Source organism: Lysobacter niastensis, from assembly GCF_031457115.1.
Lineage (GTDB): Bacteria > Pseudomonadota > Gammaproteobacteria > Xanthomonadales > Xanthomonadaceae > Lysobacter_J > Lysobacter_J niastensis_A.
In genome coordinates this window covers 79,734-98,644 of sequence record NZ_JAVDVY010000001.1, presented here as the reverse complement: position 1 = coordinate 98,644, position 18,911 = coordinate 79,734, and the positions used below count along the sequence as shown (strand labels likewise).

Annotated in this window: 17 protein-coding genes; 8 read left to right on the top strand and 9 right to left on the bottom strand. The window is 67.4% G+C overall.

Annotation, left to right across the window (positions count from 1 at the left end; genetic code table 11):
* The first annotated feature begins 26 nt into the window (after positions 1–26).
* A complete protein-coding gene (locus J2X06_RS00480; protein ID WP_310056853.1) occupies positions 27–1,064 on the top strand; it encodes an energy transducer TonB in 1,038 nt (345 codons plus the stop codon).
* A 230-nt stretch (positions 1,065–1,294) separates the two neighbouring features.
* Here J2X06_RS00480 and J2X06_RS00475 read toward each other — a convergent pair whose 3' ends face one another.
* The 4 genes from J2X06_RS00475 to J2X06_RS00460 all read right to left on the bottom strand — a co-directional run bounded on the left by J2X06_RS00475 (position 1,295) and on the right by J2X06_RS00460 (position 5,729).
* Complete coding sequence (locus J2X06_RS00475; protein WP_430539529.1) at positions 1,295–2,491, bottom strand: ABC transporter permease; 1,197 nt, start codon at positions 2,489–2,491, stop codon at positions 1,295–1,297.
* 5 nt (positions 2,492–2,496) lie between these two features.
* Complete coding sequence (locus J2X06_RS00470) at positions 2,497–3,243, bottom strand: ATP-binding cassette domain-containing protein (protein ID WP_310056847.1); 747 nt, start codon at positions 3,241–3,243, stop codon at positions 2,497–2,499.
* A 28-nt stretch (positions 3,244–3,271) separates the two neighbouring features.
* Entirely contained in the window at positions 3,272–4,795 is a 1,524-nt protein-coding gene (locus J2X06_RS00465) for an alpha/beta hydrolase (protein WP_310056844.1), read from the bottom strand.
* A gap of 145 nt (positions 4,796–4,940) precedes the next feature.
* Positions 4,941–5,729 (bottom strand): ferredoxin--NADP reductase, encoded by a 789-nt coding sequence (locus J2X06_RS00460; protein ID WP_430539469.1) that lies wholly within the window; start codon positions 5,727–5,729, stop codon positions 4,941–4,943.
* Between the two features lie 81 nt (positions 5,730–5,810).
* Between J2X06_RS00460 and J2X06_RS00455 the strand changes: the two genes are divergently transcribed.
* Both J2X06_RS00455 and J2X06_RS00450 read left to right on the top strand, forming a co-directional pair.
* Entirely contained in the window at positions 5,811–6,803 is a 993-nt protein-coding gene (locus J2X06_RS00455) for an ABC transporter ATP-binding protein (RefSeq protein WP_310056838.1), read from the top strand.
* Positions 6,804–6,948: 145 nt separating this feature from the next.
* Entirely contained in the window at positions 6,949–7,746 is a 798-nt protein-coding gene (locus J2X06_RS00450) for an ABC transporter permease (protein ID WP_310056835.1), read from the top strand.
* Between the two features lie 4 nt (positions 7,747–7,750).
* On the opposite strand, the gene J2X06_RS00445 is transcribed toward J2X06_RS00450, so the two are convergent.
* Positions 7,751–9,727 carry a winged helix-turn-helix domain-containing protein gene (locus J2X06_RS00445; RefSeq protein ID WP_310056832.1) on the bottom strand — a complete coding sequence of 659 codons (1,977 nt, stop codon included), beginning with the start codon at positions 9,725–9,727 and terminating at the stop codon, positions 7,751–7,753.
* 177 nt (positions 9,728–9,904) lie between these two features.
* On the opposite strand from J2X06_RS00445, the gene J2X06_RS00440 reads away from it, so the two are divergent.
* Positions 9,905–10,192: a hypothetical protein gene (locus tag J2X06_RS00440; protein ID WP_310056828.1), complete on the top strand. Its 288-nt coding sequence runs from the start codon at positions 9,905–9,907 to the stop codon at positions 10,190–10,192.
* 40 nt (positions 10,193–10,232) lie between these two features.
* On the opposite strand, the gene J2X06_RS00435 is transcribed toward J2X06_RS00440, so the two are convergent.
* Complete coding sequence (locus tag J2X06_RS00435) at positions 10,233–11,027, bottom strand: TatD family hydrolase (protein WP_310056824.1); 795 nt, start codon at positions 11,025–11,027, stop codon at positions 10,233–10,235.
* Positions 11,028–11,067: 40 nt separating this feature from the next.
* Here J2X06_RS00435 and hrpB point away from each other — a divergent pair, with 40 nt between their 5' ends.
* Together hrpB and J2X06_RS00425 are read left to right on the top strand one after the other, a co-directional pair.
* Positions 11,068–13,617: an ATP-dependent helicase HrpB gene (gene hrpB, locus J2X06_RS00430; RefSeq protein ID WP_310056821.1), complete on the top strand. Its 2,550-nt coding sequence runs from the start codon at positions 11,068–11,070 to the stop codon at positions 13,615–13,617.
* Positions 13,618–13,809: 192 nt separating this feature from the next.
* Positions 13,810–14,835, top strand: coding sequence for a hypothetical protein (locus J2X06_RS00425; RefSeq protein WP_310056819.1), 1,026 nt, complete (start codon positions 13,810–13,812; stop codon positions 14,833–14,835).
* Positions 14,836–14,874: 39 nt separating this feature from the next.
* Here J2X06_RS00425 and J2X06_RS00420 read toward each other — a convergent pair whose 3' ends face one another.
* Complete coding sequence (locus J2X06_RS00420) at positions 14,875–15,318, bottom strand: methyltransferase family protein (RefSeq protein WP_310056816.1); 444 nt, start codon at positions 15,316–15,318, stop codon at positions 14,875–14,877.
* A 34-nt stretch (positions 15,319–15,352) separates the two neighbouring features.
* The gene (locus J2X06_RS00415) at positions 15,353–16,018 is read right to left on the bottom strand and encodes a Fe2+-dependent dioxygenase (protein WP_310056814.1); all 666 of its coding nucleotides are present in this window, start codon (positions 16,016–16,018) and stop codon (positions 15,353–15,355) included.
* Positions 16,019–16,145: 127 nt separating this feature from the next.
* Here J2X06_RS00415 and J2X06_RS00410 point away from each other — a divergent pair, with 127 nt between their 5' ends.
* Positions 16,146–16,505, top strand: coding sequence for a hypothetical protein (locus J2X06_RS00410; RefSeq protein ID WP_310056812.1), 360 nt, complete (start codon positions 16,146–16,148; stop codon positions 16,503–16,505).
* Here the strand turns inward: J2X06_RS00410 and J2X06_RS00405 are convergent.
* The gene (locus tag J2X06_RS00405; protein WP_310056810.1) at positions 16,502–17,653 is read right to left on the bottom strand and encodes a hybrid sensor histidine kinase/response regulator; all 1,152 of its coding nucleotides are present in this window, start codon (positions 17,651–17,653) and stop codon (positions 16,502–16,504) included. The two genes, J2X06_RS00410 and J2X06_RS00405, sit on opposite strands and share 4 nt — an antisense overlap.
* Positions 17,654–17,918: 265 nt before the next feature.
* Here J2X06_RS00405 and J2X06_RS00400 point away from each other — a divergent pair, with 265 nt between their 5' ends.
* Positions 17,919–18,866: an aldo/keto reductase gene (locus tag J2X06_RS00400; protein WP_310056807.1), complete on the top strand. Its 948-nt coding sequence runs from the start codon at positions 17,919–17,921 to the stop codon at positions 18,864–18,866.
* Positions 18,867–18,911: the final 45 nt, after the last annotated feature.

The window sequence follows — 18,911 nt, the reverse complement described above, 5'->3', positions numbered from 1 at the left end:
TGGCGCACTTCAGGGGAGTTTTGCCAATGACCGTCGTGTATTCCAACGGCCGGCCTGTGCGTCGGTTGTCTGCCGTCTCGAAATTTACCGCCGCGCTGGCCTTGGGCTGTGCGCTGGTGGCCTGCAGCAAGCAGGAGGCCGCACCGGAAGCGGCAACCACTACCGCTCCCACAGCCGCTGCTCCGGCCGTGACCGCGGACACCGCCGTTTCGGCCAAGGTTTCGGCATTGACCGCCGACCAGCTGCGCGAAGCGGGCAGCAAGGCCTACAGCGAGAACCGCCTGTATGCGCCTGTCGGCGACAACGCCGTGGAGTACTACCTGGCGCTGCGCGACAAGGCGCCGGGGGACGCCGCCGTGGCCAGCGCACTGACCGACCTTCTGCCGATGACCGTCATCGCCACCGAGCAGAGCGTCAATCGCGAGGACTTCGCCGAAGCGCAGCGCCTGGCGGCCCTGCTCGAGAAGGCCGATGCGCAGCATCCGGCGCTGGCGCGCCTGAAGGCGAGCATCACCGCCCAGCAGGCGGCCGTCACCAAGCGTGCCGAGCAGCAGGCGCTCACTGCCGAGGAACAGGCCAAGAAGCAGGCCGAGCTCGAAAAGAAGCGCCTGGAAGACCAGAAGAAGCAGCAGGACCAGGCCGCCAAGCAGCTGGCAGCCAAGGAGTCGGCTGACAAGCAGGCTGCCGACAAGGCCGCTGCGGACAAGGTCGCATCGGACAAGGCGGCCGCCGACAAGGCCGCCGCCGACCAGCGTGCAGCGGCCCAGCGCCAGCAGGCCGCAGCCGTTCCGGCTTCCGCCGCGTCCAGCGCTGACCTGCGTGCGGTGTCGACGCCGGCTCCGCGTTACCCGCCGGAAGCGCTGCGTGCGAACCAGTCGGGCGAGGTGCAGGTCGAGTTCACCGTCGCCAGCGACGGCTCGGTCACGGCGGCGCGTGTGGTGCGGTCCAACCCGGCGCGCATCTTCGATCGCGAAGCCGTCAACGCTGTGCGCAAGTGGCGCTTCCAGCCAGTGCCTGCGCCGGTCACCACGCGTCGCACGATCAGCTTCAATCCGGGCGGTTAAGCCTCAGCCGAGCCATCGGCTCGTATCGATTGAACCGTTCGCACTGAACGCAAAAAGCCCGGCACTGCCGGGCTTTTTGTTTTACGCGGTATTGGATATTTAAGATCGGATGGCCAGGCTTATCACGCTACCGCCGGACCGTCATCCCAGCGAAAGCCGGGATCCATTTTGCGGTCGCCGTTGCTGTTGCTGTCGAACGCTCAAGGCAACGACACTGACCAAAAAATGATTCACCCCGAAATCGCCAACCGCTCCTGGTGATAACGCCGCACCGCCGCGTACCACAGCAACGCCGCCACGCCGAAGCCTGCCGCCAGGTAGATCGCCCACACCTGCGGGGTGATCGCCTCGCCTCGGATCACCTTCAGCAGCAGTTGGTTCTGCGCCAGGAACGGCACCGCGAACTGCCACAGCTGCGTCTTGATCGGATTCACCGCCAGCGCGATGGTCGGGAGCATCGGCAGCAACATCAGCCATGTCATGTGGCTCTGCGCCTCCTTCATGCTCTTGGCGGCGGCTGACAGGTACGTCAGCAGTGTCGTGCCGATGAACAGCATCGGCAGGAGGATCAGCAGCATCCTGCCGATCGCCGCGAAGCGCACGTCCATCATCTTCGCGGTGCCACCGGCCATCTGCGCGCTGAGCTTGAACGCCAGCAACGTCAGCAGCAGCGACGTCAGTCCCAGCACGCACGCCGCCGCGATCTTGCCGCTGACTATCGCGCCGCGCTTCGCCGGCGTGGCCAGCAACGGCTCCAGCGATTGGCGTTCGCGTTCACCGGCAGTGGCGTCCATGATCAGGTAGGCGCCGCCGAGGAACGACATCAGGATCAGCAGGTACGGCAGGATCGACGACATCATCAGGCCGCGCTTGGCATCCTCGGTGGCCAGGTCGCGACTGCCGACATTGAGTGCGCGCGTCACCGAAGGGTCGATGCCGCGTGCGAGCAACCGCAACGCGCCGACCTGATCGCGATACGCCGACAGCGCTGCTCGCACGCGTGCACTGGGAATATCGGTGTTGCGACGCGTGCTGTCCTGCACGACCTCGACCAGGGCCGGTCGCCCTTCGCGCCAATCCCTGGCGTAATTCGCATCGATACGCAGGCCGACATCGACGTCCTGGCTGGCGATAGCCGCGTCGAGATTGGCTGGCGCGGCCGTGGCCTTGATGCCCTGCGTCGCCAGGAACGCCACCAGGTTCGGTGCGCGTTCGATCCCGATCGTCGGAACGTCCAGCACCTGGTCGAGCTGCGTCCTGGCGCGACTTTCGGCCAGCTTGCCGATGCCGATCATCAGGACCGGGTACAGCAGCGGGCCCAGCAGCAATGCCAGAGCCAACGTGCGGCGATCGCGCGAGATGTCGCGCAGTTCCTTGCGCAACACCGACCAGGCGGTCGCGAACGCATTGGGATGCTTGTAGTTCATGTGCGTCATGCCTGCAGGCCCTCCTCGGAGCCGATGGCCTTCACGAAGGCATCCTCCAGGTTGGTCTCTCCGGTCTGCGCGCGCAGTTCGTCGGCGGTGCCGGCAGCGACCACGCGTCCCTGGGCGATGATCACGATGCGGTCACACAGCGCGGCGACCTCCTGCATGATGTGGCTGGAGAAGATCACGCAGCGCCCCTCCGAGCGCAGCTGCTGAAGGAAGCCGCGCATCGCGCGCGTGGTCATCACGTCGAGACCGTTGGTGGGCTCGTCGAGGATGACGTTCTTCGGGTCATGCACCAGGGCGCGTGCGATCGCAGTCTTGGTGCGCTGTCCCTGCGAGAATCCCTCGGTCTGGCGATCGAGGATGTCGTCCATCTGCAGCGCGGTCGAAAGCACCGATGTGCGTTGTGCGATGACGTCGCTCGACAACCCATGCAGCTCGCCGAAGTAGGCGATGTTCTCGCGCGCGGTCAGGCGCTTGTACACACCGCGCGCGTCGGGCAACACGCCGAGGGCGCGACGCACCGCGGCGGGATCGCGCGATGCATCGACGCCGTCGACCAGTATCTGGCCGGCATCGGGTTTCATCAGCGTGTAGAGCATGCGCAACGTGGTGGTCTTGCCGGCGCCGTTGGGACCGAGCAGTCCGGTGATCTCGCCGTCGCGCGCCTCGAAGTTGACGCCGTCGACGGCGCGTACGGTGCCGCTCTTGGTTTTGAAGCTCTTGTGCAAGTCGTTCGCGATGATCATGGAATCTGTCCTTGTCGGAGCGCGAGGCTCACGGTTCCCATCCGTTGAAGCCGGTGAACGGCGGCACGTAGCCGATTGCGTCCAGGCATTTGGCGTCGAGCTTGCGAGCGTCGGTCGTCTCGAGGAACTGGCCGACCAGCTTGGGCAGGCAGCCCACGCCGCTGACGTTGTGGCCCTGTCCACGCAGCACCAGGTGGCGCCCGTTCGGCAAACCCTTCAGCACCGATTCGCCGTACGGAGGCGGCGTCACCGGATCGATCTCGCCTGACAGCAGCAGAGCTGGCACCTGCGACTGCAGTGGCTTGTTGAAATCGATCGGGCGCTGGCCGTGTGGCCAGTTCCGGCATGCGGCAAAGAACGCGTCGGCCACGTCCGCGCCCAGGACGGTATCGGCATCGGCCGGATCGGCGCGATAACGGTCGGCGTCCTCGCTGCAGATCACCGACCATTGCATGGCACGATTCATCTGCCCGCCCATCTCGCGCGTCATCATCTGTGCCAGGGCCATCAGCGGTGCATAACGGCCGTGGTCCGCTTCGTCGATCACGACCGGAAGCAGCGACGCCATCTGCGGCATATACGAAAAGATCTGCGTGAGGCCGACGACGGTGTCGCCGGTGAGCGTGTCGCGCCGGATCACGCCCGAGGACGGATCGCGGTACTCCACTTCGACCGGCGATGCTTTCAGCCGCGTCTTCAACCCACGCAGTTGCGCGCGCAGGTCCTGCGGATAGCGCTTGCGGCAACTGGGCAGTTGCTGGCATTGGGCAACCTGCAGGTCCAGGGCTCGCTCGAAAGTGCGGGCGAACTCGGCGCCGACCACCAGCGTATTGGGCGCGACGCCGTCCAGCACGATTGCACGCGTGTGCTGCGGATGCCGGGCCGCGTACTGCTGGGCGACGCGGGTGCCGTACGACACGCCGACCAGGTTGATCTGGTCGACGCCCAATGCGCGCCGCACCGTCTCCAGGTCGTGCACCGCCTCGGTGGTCGTATAGAAACGCGGATCGGCCTTTCCGGTCAGGGCCTGCGCGCAGCGGCCGGCAAACCCGGCGATCGCCTCGGCGTCGGCCTCGACGGTCTCGGGCAAGGACAGCTCCTTGCCCGCATGGTCGCGACACAGCAGCGGGCTCAGCTTGCCGGTGCCGCGCTGGTCGATCAGCACGATGTCGCGCTGCTTGCGGACATCACGCAGCGCCATGTCGACTTGGGCGGCGTACTCGGTCGCCGCCTGGCCGGGACCACCGGCGAGGAAGAAGACCGGATCGGTCGTGCCGCCGCCCTGGTCCCTGGCGGGCAACCAGGCGATGCTCAGCTTGATCTTGCGGCCCGTGGGTTGCGCCGGATTTTCGGCGACGTCGAACTTGGCGCACTGTGCGTCGATGCTCGTCGGCGCCATCGGGCTCGCCAGCGTGCACGGTTCGAACGCGATCGCGCCGAACTTGCGCACAGCTGCATCGCCATCCGCTGCAGCGCGGGTGCCATCGTCCTTGCAGGACGACAGCAGGCAGGCCGCCGCCAGTGCGGTGATCCATAAACGGGTATTGCGCATGACTTCCTCTCGTCCATAAGGCAAAGCGCCTTCAAGCATGACAGACGGGAGCGTCGGGAAAAACGTGACCGATGAGGGGGCGTGGTCAGCGGCCCCGCTTCGGAAGCGGGGCGCCACGCGCAGGAAGCGCGGTCATGGGCACGACTTACTTGCTGCTGACGTACTTCTCGCGGCGGATCTGCGGCACCGGCAGGCCGAAGCCCTTGAGCGTGTCGAAACAGGCGTCGACCATGTTCGGGTTGCCGCACAGGTAGGCGATGTCGTGCGCCAGGTCAGGTGCGAACTCGGCCAGGTGCTGTTGCACGTACCCCTGGCGGACGTCCTGGTGCGGATTGTCGGGCAGCTCGCGCGAGAAGCACGGCACGAAGCGGAAGTTGGAGTGCTTGTCCGCGAAAGCGCGGAATTCGTCGCCGTACAGCAGTTCCGTGGGTGTGCGCGAACCGAACAGCAGCACCACCTCGACGCCGCGCTGGCGCATCAGCGTCTCCAGCTGCGGCAGCATGGCGCGGTAAGGCGTCACGCCGGTGCCGGTGCCGATCAGCAGATAGCGCTTGTTCGAATCGGCGGGCATCAGGCAAAAGCGGCCGAACGGACCGCTGGCGTCGACCGTACCGCCGATATCCAGGCCCTCGAACAACGCTGTTGCCGCGCCGCCGGGCACGTAGCTGACGGCGATCTCGACGGCTTCGCCCGGGCCCAGCGCGTGGTCGTGGATCGTCGCCAACGAATAGCTGCGCTTGGTCGCGGTGCCATCGCCGTACTGGAAATGGACCTGGATGAACTGGCCCGGGATGTAGTCCAGCGGCTGGCCGTCGTCGCGCACGAAGGTGTAGTGGCCCACGGTCGGGGCGAGCATGCGACGGGAAACGAGTTTGAGGGGGAAGTGCTGGATGGCCACGGGAGTACCGACAAGGCTGCAACAGTGCGTGGCCACAAGTGCCGCCACGAGGCCGCCTATACTAACGGTATCGACCCGATGATGGCCGCGCGGCCCGCGGCGCCAGGCTTCCCCGACATGAATCAGACCGCCGCGGCTCCCGTAGCCGCCCCCATCCCCGCCCTGTCCGTGCGCGATCTGCGCAAGACCTACGACACCCGCGTGCAGGCGCTCAAGGGCGTCTCGCTCGATGTCGCGCCCGGCGACTTCTTCGCGCTGCTCGGACCCAACGGCGCCGGCAAGTCGACCCTGATCGGCATCGTCAGCTCGCTGGTCAACCTGTCGGCAGGGTCGGTGTCGATCTTCGGCGTCGACCTGGCGCGCCAGCGCGAGGCCGCCATGCGCCTGATCGGCCTGGTGCCGCAGGAGCTGAACTTCAACATGTTCGAGAAGCCGCTCGACATCCTGGTCAACTACGCCGGCTTCTACGGCGTGCCGCGCGAAGAGGCGCTGCGCCGGGCCGAGGTCGAGCTCAAGCGCGCGCAGCTGTGGGAGAAGGCCGCGATGATGAGCCGCACGCTCTCGGGCGGGATGAAGCGCCGGCTGATGATCGCGCGGGCGATGATGACCCAACCGCGCCTGCTGATCCTCGACGAGCCCACGGCGGGCGTGGACATCGAGATCCGCCGTGGCATGTGGAAGACGCTCAAGGAGATCAACGCAGCCGGCACCACGATCATCCTGACCACGCACTACCTGGAAGAAGCCGAGAGCCTGTGCCGCAACCTGGCGATCATCGACCGCGGCCGCATCGTCGAGCAGGGCCCGATGAAGGCGCTGCTGGCCAAGCTCGACGTCGAAGGATTCCTGCTCGACATCGACGGCCAGTTGCCTGCGACGCTGCCCGTGATCGAAGGCACCACGCTGGTGGCCAACGACGACCATACGCTCGACATCGAAATGCCACGCGCGATGGACCTCAACCGCGTCTTCGCCAGCCTCAACGATGCCGGCATCCGCGTGCGTTCGATGCGCACCAAGTCCAACCGGCTCGAGGAGCTGTTCGTGCGCCTGACCGGCGAGAACGCGCAGGACAGCACCGCGCAGACGCCGCCCGAGCAGGTCGCGTAGCAGTTAACCCCTCCTTGCGCGCAGCGCAGGGAGGGCTGGGGAGGGGTGCTACCGCTCCTCCACAAGTGAGTGAAAGCCAGAGCAATCCCCTCCCAACCTCCCATGCGCTGCGCGCAAGGGGAGGAGCAAGAAAAGGCAAGAGCACATGAGCGTCATCGCCAACGAACAGACCGACCTGCAGCGCAACTTGGTCGCGCTGGGCACCATCGTGCGCCGCGAGATCACCCGCATCCTGCGCATCTGGGGGCAGACCCTGGTGCCGCCGGCGATCACGATGTCGCTGTACTTCCTGATCTTCGGCGGCCTGATCGGCTCGCGCGTCGGCTCGATGGACGGCATCGCCTACATGGACTTCATCGTGCCGGGCCTGGTGATGATGAGCGTGATCCAGAACAGCTACGGCAACATCTCCTCGAGCTTCTTCGGCGCCAAGTTCGGCCGCCACGTCGAGGAGCTGCTGGTCAGCCCGATGCCGCACTGGGTGATCCTGACCGGCTATGTCGCCGGCGCCGTGCTGCGCGGCCTGATGGTCGGCACCATAGTGCTGCTGATCTCGATGCTGTTCACCCGGGTGAGCATGCCGCATCCGCTGGTGACGCTGACCACTGTGCTGCTGGGCGCGACGATCTTCTCGCTGGCCGGGTTCGTCAACGCGGTATACGCAAAGAAGTTCGACGACATCGCGATCGTGCCGACCTTCATCCTGACGCCGCTGACCTACCTGGGCGGCGTGTTCTATTCGGTGAAGTTGCTGCCGCCGTGGGCGGAGGCGATGACCCACGCGAACCCGATCTTCTACATGGTCAACGCGTTCCGCTACGGGCTGCTTGGCATCAGCGACGTGCCGCTGTGGGTGGCGTACGGATTGATGCTCGCGTTCGTGGTGGCGCTGGGATCGCTCGGTCTGTGGCTGCTCAAGCGCGGGGTCGGGCTGCGCAGCTGAGACCTCAGTCGCAGCGCGCCGCGCCGTTGTCGGCGCGGCATGGCGGCGGCCAGCCGTGCTCCTGCCAGTAGGCCATCAGGCCGCTGCGCCGCAGATAGGCCTGGAACGCGGGATCCTGGCGCAACGCGCGTGATTCGGGTTGCCAGAACACCCACTGGTACGAGGCATAGCCGGCGCGCTGCACGCCATCGAGTCCTTCGATGTCGCGCGGGTAGTCGCGTACCGGCAACAGCAGGCGCGTGAAGTCGTAGCGCACCTGTCCGTACAGCGGGTGGCGTTCGGAGACTTCGATCGCCGGCATCACGGCCGGCCACTTGCGTGGGTCCTGAAGCGCGGCGACCGCGGCAAGTTCGGACGCGCGCCACGGCACTTCGTTGGGAAGCGACAGGACGAGCCGACGGGCTTCGTCGTAGTCCCTGCGCCATACCGCATTGAAAAACAGCGCGGTCTGCGCGCGCCCGGGATCGGCCAGCTTCAGATGCTGCAGGGCCTGGTCGTGGCGACCCAGCGTATCGAGCAGGCGACCGCGCCAGAAATGCAGGCCGGGGTCGAACGGAGCCACGACCAGCGCCTCGTCGACTTCACTCAACGCCCGGTCGACATAACCCATCGTCGCAAGGGTGTGCGCGTGCCAGCCACGGAACAGCGGGTCCGACGGTGCCAGTTCGATGGCGCGTCGTGACAGTGTCACGCACTCGTTCCATTGCTGCAGACGACATGCTCGACGTGCGAGCACCGCGTGCGCATCGGGTTGCTGCGGATCGAGCTTCAGAGCGCGCGCGGCCGCCGCCTCCGCCTCGGCACGCGCTTCATCGCGACCGAGCGCCGGCGCCAGCGATCGCGCCCACAGCATCGTCGCCAGACCGCCCCAGGCCCGGGCGTAGTCGGGATGCTCCCGCAGCAGCTCACGCAACTCGGCTTCGGCCGCCAGCATCGAGCCGGCGTCGAGATTGTTGCGGATGGGATTGCGCGCGAGCAGATAGCGCCGGTATAGCGCCGGATCCTCGCGCGTCGGCGCAATCGAGCGCCCCAGGTGCAACTGCAGCGCGTTGGCGATGGCGTAGGCGATGTTCTGTTGCAGGACGAAGATGTCGCGCAGCTCGCGATCGAAATCCTGCGCCCACAAGGTGCGGTCGCTGCCTGCCTCGACCAGGCGCAGGTTGACGCGCAGGCGATCGCCCTCCTGGCGCACGCCGCCTTCGAGCACGTGGGTCGCGTGAAGGCGCTGGGCGATCTCGCCCAGCGAAAGTTTCGTATCCCGGAACTGGAACGATGAGGTGCGCGAATTCACGCGCAGGCCGTCGATGCGCGAGAGCTGGCCGATCAGCTCCTCGCTCAGGCCATCGGCAAAGGCTTGTCCGCGCGGGTCGTCGCCGGTGGCGCGCAGCGGCAATACCGCCAGCACCGGCGCAGCCGACGCCGCGGTCGCGGCAGGCGACCGGGCATCTTCATTGCGAATCAGAAGCCGCCAGCCGGCGAACGCGACCAGCACTGCCAACGCCAGGGCGCCAAACAGCAGCCATGACCGCCCCGGTCGCGGAAATGCAGCATCGCGCTCGGCGCGTGGCCGCACTGGAGCGTCGATGCCGGATTCCCCGGTGACGGGCGAGGGCGCTTGCGTGACGGGTTCCATGACCTCGCCGGGCACGGCGTCCGAACCCGCTTGCGGCAGGTCGAACCGGTAGCCAACCCCATGCACCGTGTGCAGGTAGCGCGGTGTGTGCGCATCCTCGCCCAGCGCGTGACGCAGCAGGGTCATGATCCGGTTCAGCACGCCCGGCGTGACATGGCGGTGGCCCCACACGGCGTCGAGGATCTCGTCGCGCGAAAACACGCGACCGGGCGAGCCTGCGAGCAGGCTCAGCACGGCGAACGCCTTGGGCTCCAGGGGTTGCGGCTGGCCGGCGCGCAGAAGCCGTCGGCCGGCGAGGTCGAGGACGATATCGTCGAAGCTGAGCACGGTGGTAGGGGGCGGGTTCATCATTTGGCGGTAGGGGCCATTAACGAAAACGCGGGCCGGCCGATGACGCGGCCTAAGGTTTTCCCAAGCTTTCGACACAGCCCTCATCGACCCATCAGAAGAGCCTCAAGACTGAGTCGCGGGCACGGCGCGAATCTGGCGTTACCGGGAACGACCCGAAACGCCAGGAGCCGGATCATGAACGCCAGGATTTCCCTGATTGCCTTAGCCGCGCTGTTGCCCGCGGCGGCACTCGCATCGCCACCGCACCAGGCCACCGTCTACGTGGACTGCAACCATCTGCAAATGCCCAGTCAGCAGGAGGTCGCAGGCCTCACCGGCGCGGACAACTTCAGCCAGGCCTACGACAGGCGCACGCGACTGATGGTGGAGGTCCAGCGTCTGTGCGAGCAACGCGGAGGGCAGTTCCAGCTCGTGATCGAGCCGTCCCCGGATCAGGACAGCGACCGCATCGCCAAGCGCTGAATGCTGCCGCGAAGGCCGGCAGACGCGAGCGAGCAGCCCGTCAGCGCGTCGGCAGGCGGAAGAACGTGCGCGCGGCGTCGGTGCTGTTGGCCGCCGCGGTTGCCGCGTCCTCGCCGCGGTCGCGCGCCAGTTCCTCGACGATGTGGGCCAGGAACATCGGCTCGTTGCGACGGTGCGCCGGCGCCGGCTTGATCGTGCGCGGCAGCAGGTACGGCGCGTCGGTCTCTATCATCAGGCGGTTGGCGGGGATGTGCGGCACCAGTTCGCGCAGGTGCTGTCCGCGCCGCTCGTCGCACAGCCAGCCGGTGATGCCGATGTACCAGTCGCGGTCGAGGTAGTCGAACAGCTCCTGGCGCGTGCCGGTGAAGCAGTGCACCACCGCCGGGCCGAGCCGGCCGTCGAAGTTGTTCATCATCGCCATGAAGTCGGCGTGCGCGTCGCGCTGGTGCAGGAACAGCGGCTTCCTGGTGTCGACCGCGATCTGCAGTTGCAGTTCGAAGGCGCGGCGCTGCGCCGGTCGCGGCGAGAAGTCGCGGAAGTAGTCCAGCCCGCACTCGCCGACCGCCACCACTTCGGCGTGCCGGTGCAGCTCCCGCATCTCGGCGTCGCACTCGGCGGTGTACTCGCTGGCGTGGTGCGGATGCACGCCGGCGGTGGCGAACAATTCGCCCGGGTGCTTGCTGGCGAGCTTCAGCGCCATCGGCGAGTGCTCGCGGCTGGCGCCGGTGATCACCATCTGCGCGACGCCGGCGTCGCGCGCACGCGCAAGCACCGCGTCGCGGTCGTGGTCGAAGGAGTCGTGGGTGAGGTTGGCGCCGATGTCGATCAGTTGCATCGGTGAAGTTTAGCCGAGCGAGGGCTTTAGACTGTCGCGCGTGAACCGCCCCGCCGACACCTTTCCCATCGATCCGCTGCTGCCGCAGATCCGCGCCAGCCTCGCCACGCATCCGCGCCTGGTGCTGGAAGCGCCGCCCGGCGCCGGCAAGACCACGCAGGTGCCGCCGGCCTTGCTGGACGAGCCCTGGCTGGCCGGGCAGAAGATCGTGATGCTCGAGCCGCGACGCGTGGCCGCGCGCGCGGCCGCCCACTTCATGGCGCGCCAACGCGGCGAAAACGTCGGCGAAACCATCGGCTACCGCATCCGGTTCGAGAACAAGGTATCGGCGGCCACGCGCGTCGAGGTCGTCACCGAAGGCATCCTCACCCGCATGCTGCAGGACGATCCGATGCTGGAGGGCGTCGGTGCGCTGCTGTTCGACGAGTTCCACGAACGCCACCTGGCGGCGGACCTTGGCCTGGCGCTGGCACTGGACGTGCAGGCCGGACTGCGCGAAGACCTGCGCATCGTGGTGATGTCGGCCACGCTGGACGGCGAGCGCCTGGCCGCGTTTCTCGACGCGCCGCGCCTGAGCAGCGCCGGGCGTAGCTACCCGGTGTCGATCTCCCACTTCCCGTCGCGACGGGACGAAGCGCTGGAGCACCAGACACGTCGCGCGGTGGAACAGGCGCTGACGCAGCATCCCGGCGATGTGCTGGTGTTCCTGCCGGGCCAACGCGAAATCGCCCGCACGCAATCGGTGCTGGACAACAGCGAGGCCGCCCGCGCCGTCGACGTATTAATGCTGCACGGCGAGTTACCCGTCGAGCAGCAGTCGCGCGTGCTGCAGCCCGATCCCGACGGCCATCGCCGCGTCGTGCTCTCTACCAACGTCGCCGAGTCGAGCGTGACGTTGCCCGGCGTGCGTGTGGTGATCGACTCGGGTCTGGCGCGCGAGCCGCGCTACGACCCCAACAGTGGTTTCGCACGGCTCGACGTTGTCGGAATCGCGCAGGCGTCGGCCGATCAGCGCGCCGGCCGTGCCGGTCGCGTCGCCGAAGGGGCGGCATACCGCCTGTGGCCGGAGTCGCAGCGGCTGGAACCGCAACGTCGCCCCGAGATCGCGCAGGTCGAACTGGCCGCCCTGGCGCTGGAATTGGCGGCGTGGGGCGACGCCAATCTGCGTTTCGTCGACGCCCCGCCGCCGGGGGCGCTGGCGGCGGCGCGGGAGTTGTTGCAACGGCTGGGAGCTCTGACCCTGCGACAGGCTGGCGGCACGCGGCATTGGGATATCACGACGCTCGGTCGCAGGATGCTGGCGCTGGGCACGCACCCACGGCTGGCAGCGATGCTGCTGGCGCCGGACAACGTCGCCGAGCGCGCGTTGGCCTGCGATCTGGCGGCTTTGGTGGAAGCGCGTGATCCACTGCGCTCTCGCAGCGATGCACTGTCCGAGCGCTGGCAGGCGCTCGCCGTATTCCGCGTCGGTCGCGTTGCGCCGGACGCCTCGCGCTCGTCGCTGGCCGCGGTCGATCAGGCGGCGCGGCAATGGCGCCGTCGCCTGCGCCTGGATGGCGCGCCGCCGTCCGACGCGCCGCCGCACCTGCTCGGCGACGTGCTGCTGCACGCATTCCCCGATCGCATCGCGCGCCAGCATCCAAGCGATCCTTACCGCTACCAGCTGGCCAACGGACGCAGCGCGAAACTGTTCGACGACAGCGCGCTGTACGGCGAGCCGTGGATCGTCATCAGCGAACTGCGCGACGACCCGCGCGACGCGCGCGTGCTGCGCGCGGCGCCACTCGACGAGCAGCGCCTGCGCCGCGAATTCCCCGGAAGATTCGTCACCGAAGATCGCGTGGTCTGGGACATGCAGGCTCGTGGCATCGCGGCCGTGCGCGAAACCCGTTACGACCGCATCGTCATCGACAGCCGGTCGCTGGCCAAGCCCGACCCGGCCCGCTTCGCCGACGCGCTGGTCGATGCGTTGCGGCAACTGGGGCTGGATGCGTTGCCCTGGACCGAATCGCTGGTGCAGTGGCGCGCCCGTGTGCGCTGCCTGCGCGCGTGGATGCCGGAGCTGGCGCAGGGCGACAGGGCCTTGCCGGACCTGTCGGACAGTGCGCTGATGGCGACGCTGGACGATTGGCTGAAGCCGGCGCTGACCGGCAAGACCCGACTGGACGCGCTGGGCGAGCAGGAACTCGGCGAGGCCATCCGCATGACCCTGGACTGGTCGATGCGGCAGAAGATCGACGCTCTGGCGCCAACGCGCATCACCGTCCCGTCTGGAATGGAGCGGCGCATCGACTATGCCTTCGACGAGGAGGCCGACACGCCGGTCGCGCCGGTGCTGGCGGTGAAGCTGCAGGAACTGTTCGGCCTGGCCGACACGCCGCGCATTGCCGACGGTCGCGTGCCATTGACGCTGCATCTGTTGTCGCCGGGTGGAAAGCCACTGCAGATCACCCAGGACCTCAAGGGCTTCTGGGACCGCACCTATCCGGAAGTGAAGAAGGAAATGAAGGGGCGGTATCCCAAGCATCCCTGGCCCGATGACCCTTGGACGGCCTCAGCCACGCATCGGGCGAAGCCGCGGGGGACTTGAGGTCCATGGCTCTCATGCGACACCACGCGCGGCGGCGGCAGCGACATACCATCGGCGGACACCATGCCGCGGCGCGGAGCGCCTCCGCTACGCATCAGGCGAAGCCGCGAGGAACTTGAGGCTACCGGCTACAAGAGCGAAGCGGCGAAATCAGCCGGTACACTCCAGCCTGCGTCAGCATCCACGCCTTGCATGACCCTCTCGCCGCCCGAAGACCCGCAGTTCCTGCCCTTCAAGCTCGACACGGTCGGGCGACGCATCCTGTGGCTGCGCCTGGACGCCGCGCAGCGGCACGAGGCCGCGTTCCTCGACGACCGCGCGCTGCCGCCGCAAGCCGAGGGTGGCTGGATGCCGTGGGACTCGTTGCCGGCAACCAACCCGACGGGCGCTTCTGTCGCGGCCGATGCGATCTTCCATATCGGCCATTGCGGCTCGACCCTGCTCAGCCGTCTGCTCGACAGTTGGACTGAAGTGCAGGGGCTGCGCGAGCCTTTGCCGCTGCGCTCGCTGGCCGAAGCCTGGCCATGGTTGGATCTGCCGGAATCGCGACTGTCGCCGACCGAGGCACCGCGCCTGCTGCTGGCGCTGTGGTCGCGCTGGTCGCAACCGCTGGCCCCGCACAGGCGCAGCGTGGTCAAGGCCACCAGCAGCTGCAACGGTTTGATCGATCCACTGCTTTCGCAACAGCCGACGATGCGCGCGATCCTGCTCGACATGCCGTTGCGGCCTTACCTGGCGACCTTGCTGAAGTCCCCGGGTTCGGTGCACGACGCGGCCAATGCCGCCGCCGAACGCCTGCGCGACCTGCATGCGCGCGGATGCGCCGACGGCATTGCATTGCATGGCCTGACATTGCCGCAACAGTGCGCAATGGGTTGGCTGGCCGAGCGCCTGCGTTTCGGCGCGATCGCACAGGGCGAGCACGGAGCGCGCGTACTGCGCATGGATTTCGAGGAGCTGCTGGCCGATCCAGAGCGGGAGCTGCGGCGCGCAGCGGCACATCTGCAGCTCGATCCGGCCGGCGTGACCGACGCGCTGGCGTCATCGGCATGGGGCCGATATTCGAAAGCGCAGACGCACGGATACGGCCGCCAGGACCGGGCCCACGATCTGGAACTGGCCACGCAACGCTACGGAAAGGAAGTCGCCGAAGGCGAAGAGTTCGTGGAGGCGTTTGTGCATCGCCATCCTGGGTTGCGGGCTGCGGTCTTCGCATAACGCCGACCCGATCGCGAACGCCTGAGGAACACCCGCGCGCTACAACCAGCGACGAACGCGGCGGGCGTACCGCACCCAATCTTCGCCGAAGGTTCGCGCAAGCCAGGGCTCTTCGCCGCGCACGACCCGCACGTGGAACGCCACCATCACGACCAATGCGTAGGCCAGCAGTCCCCCGGAGGCGAACGTGATCGCCCATCCGAGCAGGATCAGCGCGACCGAGACATACATCGGGTTACGACTGAATCGATAGAGGCCGCTCACGACCAGCCGCTTGGGCGGGGCCCAGGGCGCCAAGGTCCCCTCGCCGGACACGTAGAAGTCGCGCACGCAGCACAGCAGTCCCGCCATGCCGAGCACCAGCGGCAGCAACCCGATGGGCTGCGCGGCCGGCCGATCCGCCATCCAGAGCCAGGCGACGGGAACGAGGAAGGCCACGACCCCGGGCAAGGCGAGAAACGCGAAGACGGCGCGGGCGAACATGCGACCGGCTGGCTCGCTCACTCGCTTTCGGGACTCAGGTATCGGCCCACATCCGGAACAGATTGGTCCGCAGCGACTCCAGCAACACTTGCAACCGCGCCGGGTCGCCGCCGCTGGCCGCCAGTGCACGGGCTTCCTCGATCTGCACCAGCAGTTCGCGCTGGTTGGAATCGGCTACCCAGCTTTGCAGCCACGTGATCGCAGCCAGGCGCACGCCACGCGTGACCGGGCTGACGCGGTGGATGGTGGTCGACGGGTACAGGATCGCACTGCCGGCTTCCAGCTTGTACGACAGCTCCTGCGCTCCGAGCTGGATGGTCAGCTCGCCACCGTCGTAATCGGCCGGCGAATTGAGGAACACCGTGCACGACAGATCGCTGCGCATCGGCGGCGTCGATGGAAACATGGCTTCGTCGACGTGCCATCCGTAGTTCATGCCCGGTTCGTAGCGCACCACCGTCGTGCGCGCCATGCTGCGCGGATGCGCGAACGTGCGCACGTCGGCATAACGGACCAGCGCCTCGCGCGCGATCTGGGCGATGCGGGCGTTGGCCGGGTCCTCCTGCGGCGCCTGCAGGTTCTGTTTGACCGAAGAATCTGGGTTGGTGATGCGGCCGTCGCCGAAGCGCACCTGCGGCAGCAGTTCGCGGACCGCCTGCAGTTCGGAAGCGGTGAGCACATTGGGCAGCACGCGGATCATGTCGGCACGCAGGGCAAAGGCGATGTGGTCATGATCGGCATTCAGGCGCGAGCGGGCAACCGCTCACACCGGCTCAACACCGCCGAGTCGACACTGACCTGCATTCCCACCGCGAGGATCCGACACGATGACCAGACTGACTTCGCTGCCCGAGCGCGCCCTGGAACTGGCCAGCGTGATGGGAGACAACCTCAGGCATGCCGTGCCGACGGTGGGGCATAGCGCCGGCAAATGGCTGGAGACCGGGGTCAAGTTGGGCGCAATCAAAGGCGGCGTGCGCGTCGCCGGTGGTTTGCTGCGTCGTCACCCGGTGCTGGTAGCCGCCTCCGTGGCCGGCGCCGGACTGCTCTGGTACGCCGCCCACCGCAAAAAGGTCCAACGCGAAAACGGAGAGGCGATCGAAGGCAACGCCCGGCGCGTGGAAGCCCGCCGCGCCACCCGGGCGCCCCGGCAGCCGCGTCACCGCACGACGCAGGCCAGCGACTAGCCTCCGGTTTTGGCCGGCTCGTCCGTTTCCGACGTTCCGGCCATCGCATCGGACGCCGCTTCGGGAAGTTCGATAATGAAGCGTGAGCCGCCGTGCTTGCGCTGCTCGTACCAAAGTTGGCCGCCGGAATTGACGATGATCTGCTTGGCCAGCGACAGGCCCAGCCCATTCGACAGCCCATCGGGGTCGCCGTCGTGCAGGCGCACGAATGGCTTGAACAGTTCGCGCTGGCGGTTGCCGGGGATGCCCGGACCGCGGTCGGCGAAGATCAGCTGCCAGTAGCCTGGACCACCGCTGCGACCGGCGATCAGCAGTTCGCAACCGGGGGCGTACTTGATGGCATTGGTCACCAGGTTCTCGGAAACCTGGCGCAGGACGCGCGGGTCGATCGCCACCTGCGCCCCGGCCGGCGGCGGGGCCAGACGCACGGAAATGCCGCGTGCATCGAGCTGGTACTCGTAACGCTGTACCAGCCAGTCGATGGTGTCGCCAAGACTGGCGCTGGCGCGCTTGCCATTGCCGTTGGCCAGGCCGGCGCGGGTCTCCAGGTAGTGGCGGATATAACCGAGCGCGTCGGTCGCGCTCTCGTGAATCATTTCCAGGTAGCGCGGCACCCGCTCGCGCTTGCAGTTGTCACTGCGCAGCAACTCGCTGGCGAACAGCACGCTGCTCAACGGGTTCTTGAGGTCGTGCGCGACCAGACTGACCAGTTGCTCGCGCTCGCGCGCGACGCGTTCGAGCCGGTCGCGGGTGAGCTTCAGGCCTATGTGGGTGTTGACGCGCGCCAGCAGCTCCTCGGGCAGGAAGGGCTTGGTCACGTAGTCGACCACGCCGGCATCGAAGGCCCGCAGCAGCAGATCGCGGTCCTGCGCGGCGGTGACGAACACCACCGGCGCGCGTAGCGGGATCTCGTGGGCCCGGAGCGCCGCCAGCACTTCAAAGCCATCCATGCCCGGCATCATCATGTCGAGCAGAATCAGGTCGGGAAGGATTTCGGCGTAGCGCTGCAGCGCCTCGTCGCCGTTGGCCGCGGTGATCACCTCGTAGCCCTGGCGCGTCAGCAAAGTGCCGACCACACGCAGGTTGGCCGACTGGTCGTCGACGAGGAGGATCCTGCCCGACAATGTCGAGGGTGCCGTTGCGCTCATACGTCCTGTAGTCCCCGTGAGGACGTCACCCACCCTGTGGCGTCCCGGCGGCCTGCTGCCGTCGTGAAAACGTTAACAGAATCGCACTTCCGCGGGCACCGGTTTTCGCATGAATGCGACGGGTGGTGGGGTCTGGTTGGAAATGACCACATCCAGGAGCATGCGAATTAGGCCGGAAGTAATGGATTCGCGACGCGATGCGCGCATTCAGCGACCAGGCCACGCCGTCCCCTGCCGCTACTGCAAACCGCATAAGGATGTCCGCATGAATCGCAAACCCCTGGGCCGCTCCTCTATCACCGTCGCGCCACTGGCCTTCGGCGGCAACGTGTTCGGCTGGAGCGCGGACGAGTCCACGTCGTTCGCCCTGCTCGATGCGTTTGTCGACGCCGGTTTCGATCTCGTCGACACAGCGGATTCCTATTCACATTGGGTGCCGGGCAATCGGGGCGGCGAGTCGGAGAGCATCCTCGGCCGGTGGTTCCGGCGCAGCGGCAAACGCGACCGGGTCACTTTGGCGACCAAGGTCGGCAAGTGGGCGCAGCGCCCCGGCCTGGCGCCGGCCAATATCCGGTTGGCAGTGGAGGAGTCGCTGCAACGCCTGCAGACAGACGTGATCGACCTGTACCAGGCGCATGCGGACGATCCGGCTGTGCCGTTGGCCGATAGCCTGGGCGCGTTCGCGCGGCTCATCGAGCAGGGCAAGGTCCGCGTGATCGGCGCCTCCAACTACAGCGCCGATCGGCTGGCCGAGGCGCTGGACACGTCCGAGCGGCTGGGCCTGCCGCGCTACGAGAGCCTGCAGCCGGAATACAACCTCTGCGACCGCGCCGGTTTCGAGACCGCGCTCGAGCCACTGGTGCGTGCCCGCGAAGTCGGCGTGATTGGCTATTACTCGTTGGCCAGCGGCTATCTCAGCGGCAAATACCGCAGCGCCGGGGACGTCGGCAAGAGCGCGGCGCGCGCCGGCGCCATCGGCCGCTACCTCAACCCGCGCGGGATGCGGATCCTGCAGGCGCTGGACGATATCGCCGCCACCCACCGCGCAACGCCTGCGCAGGTGGCGCTGGCCTGGCTGATGGCGCGCCCGTCGGTCACCGCACCGATCGCCAGTGCGACCAGCGTGGCGCAACTGCAGGAACTCCTCCTCGCAGCGCGCCTGTCCTTGTCCGCGCCTGACCTGCAGCAGCTCGACGCCGCCAGCGCCGAATGAACGTTGCAGCTGACATCCGCACAGGGCGTCGCGTCGGCCGTCGCT

Excerpts from the sequence above, each read along its gene's own strand:
- J2X06_RS00480 (WP_310056853.1), top strand. The coding sequence starts at position 27 with ATGACCGTCGTGTATTCCAACGGCCGGCCTGTGCGTCGGTTGTCTGCC.
- J2X06_RS00475 (WP_430539529.1), bottom strand. The coding sequence starts at position 2,491 with ATGAACTACAAGCATCCCAATGCGTTCGCGACCGCCTGGTCGGTGTTG.
- J2X06_RS00470 (WP_310056847.1), bottom strand. The coding sequence starts at position 3,243 with ATGATCATCGCGAACGACTTGCACAAGAGCTTCAAAACCAAGAGCGGC.
- J2X06_RS00465 (WP_310056844.1), bottom strand. The coding sequence starts at position 4,795 with ATGCGCAATACCCGTTTATGGATCACCGCACTGGCGGCGGCCTGCCTG.
- J2X06_RS00455 (WP_310056838.1), top strand. The coding sequence starts at position 5,811 with ATGAATCAGACCGCCGCGGCTCCCGTAGCCGCCCCCATCCCCGCCCTG.
- J2X06_RS00450 (WP_310056835.1), top strand. The coding sequence starts at position 6,949 with ATGAGCGTCATCGCCAACGAACAGACCGACCTGCAGCGCAACTTGGTC.
- J2X06_RS00445 (WP_310056832.1), bottom strand. The coding sequence starts at position 9,727 with ATGAACCCGCCCCCTACCACCGTGCTCAGCTTCGACGATATCGTCCTC.
- J2X06_RS00440 (WP_310056828.1), top strand. The coding sequence starts at position 9,905 with ATGAACGCCAGGATTTCCCTGATTGCCTTAGCCGCGCTGTTGCCCGCG.
- J2X06_RS00435 (WP_310056824.1), bottom strand. The coding sequence starts at position 11,027 with ATGCAACTGATCGACATCGGCGCCAACCTCACCCACGACTCCTTCGAC.
- J2X06_RS00425 (WP_310056819.1), top strand. The coding sequence starts at position 13,810 with ATGACCCTCTCGCCGCCCGAAGACCCGCAGTTCCTGCCCTTCAAGCTC.
- J2X06_RS00420 (WP_310056816.1), bottom strand. The coding sequence starts at position 15,318 with ATGTTCGCCCGCGCCGTCTTCGCGTTTCTCGCCTTGCCCGGGGTCGTG.
- J2X06_RS00415 (WP_310056814.1), bottom strand. The coding sequence starts at position 16,018 with ATGATCCGCGTGCTGCCCAATGTGCTCACCGCTTCCGAACTGCAGGCG.
- J2X06_RS00410 (WP_310056812.1), top strand. The coding sequence starts at position 16,146 with ATGACCAGACTGACTTCGCTGCCCGAGCGCGCCCTGGAACTGGCCAGC.
- J2X06_RS00405 (WP_310056810.1), bottom strand. The coding sequence starts at position 17,653 with ATGAGCGCAACGGCACCCTCGACATTGTCGGGCAGGATCCTCCTCGTC.
- J2X06_RS00400 (WP_310056807.1), top strand. The coding sequence starts at position 17,919 with ATGAATCGCAAACCCCTGGGCCGCTCCTCTATCACCGTCGCGCCACTG.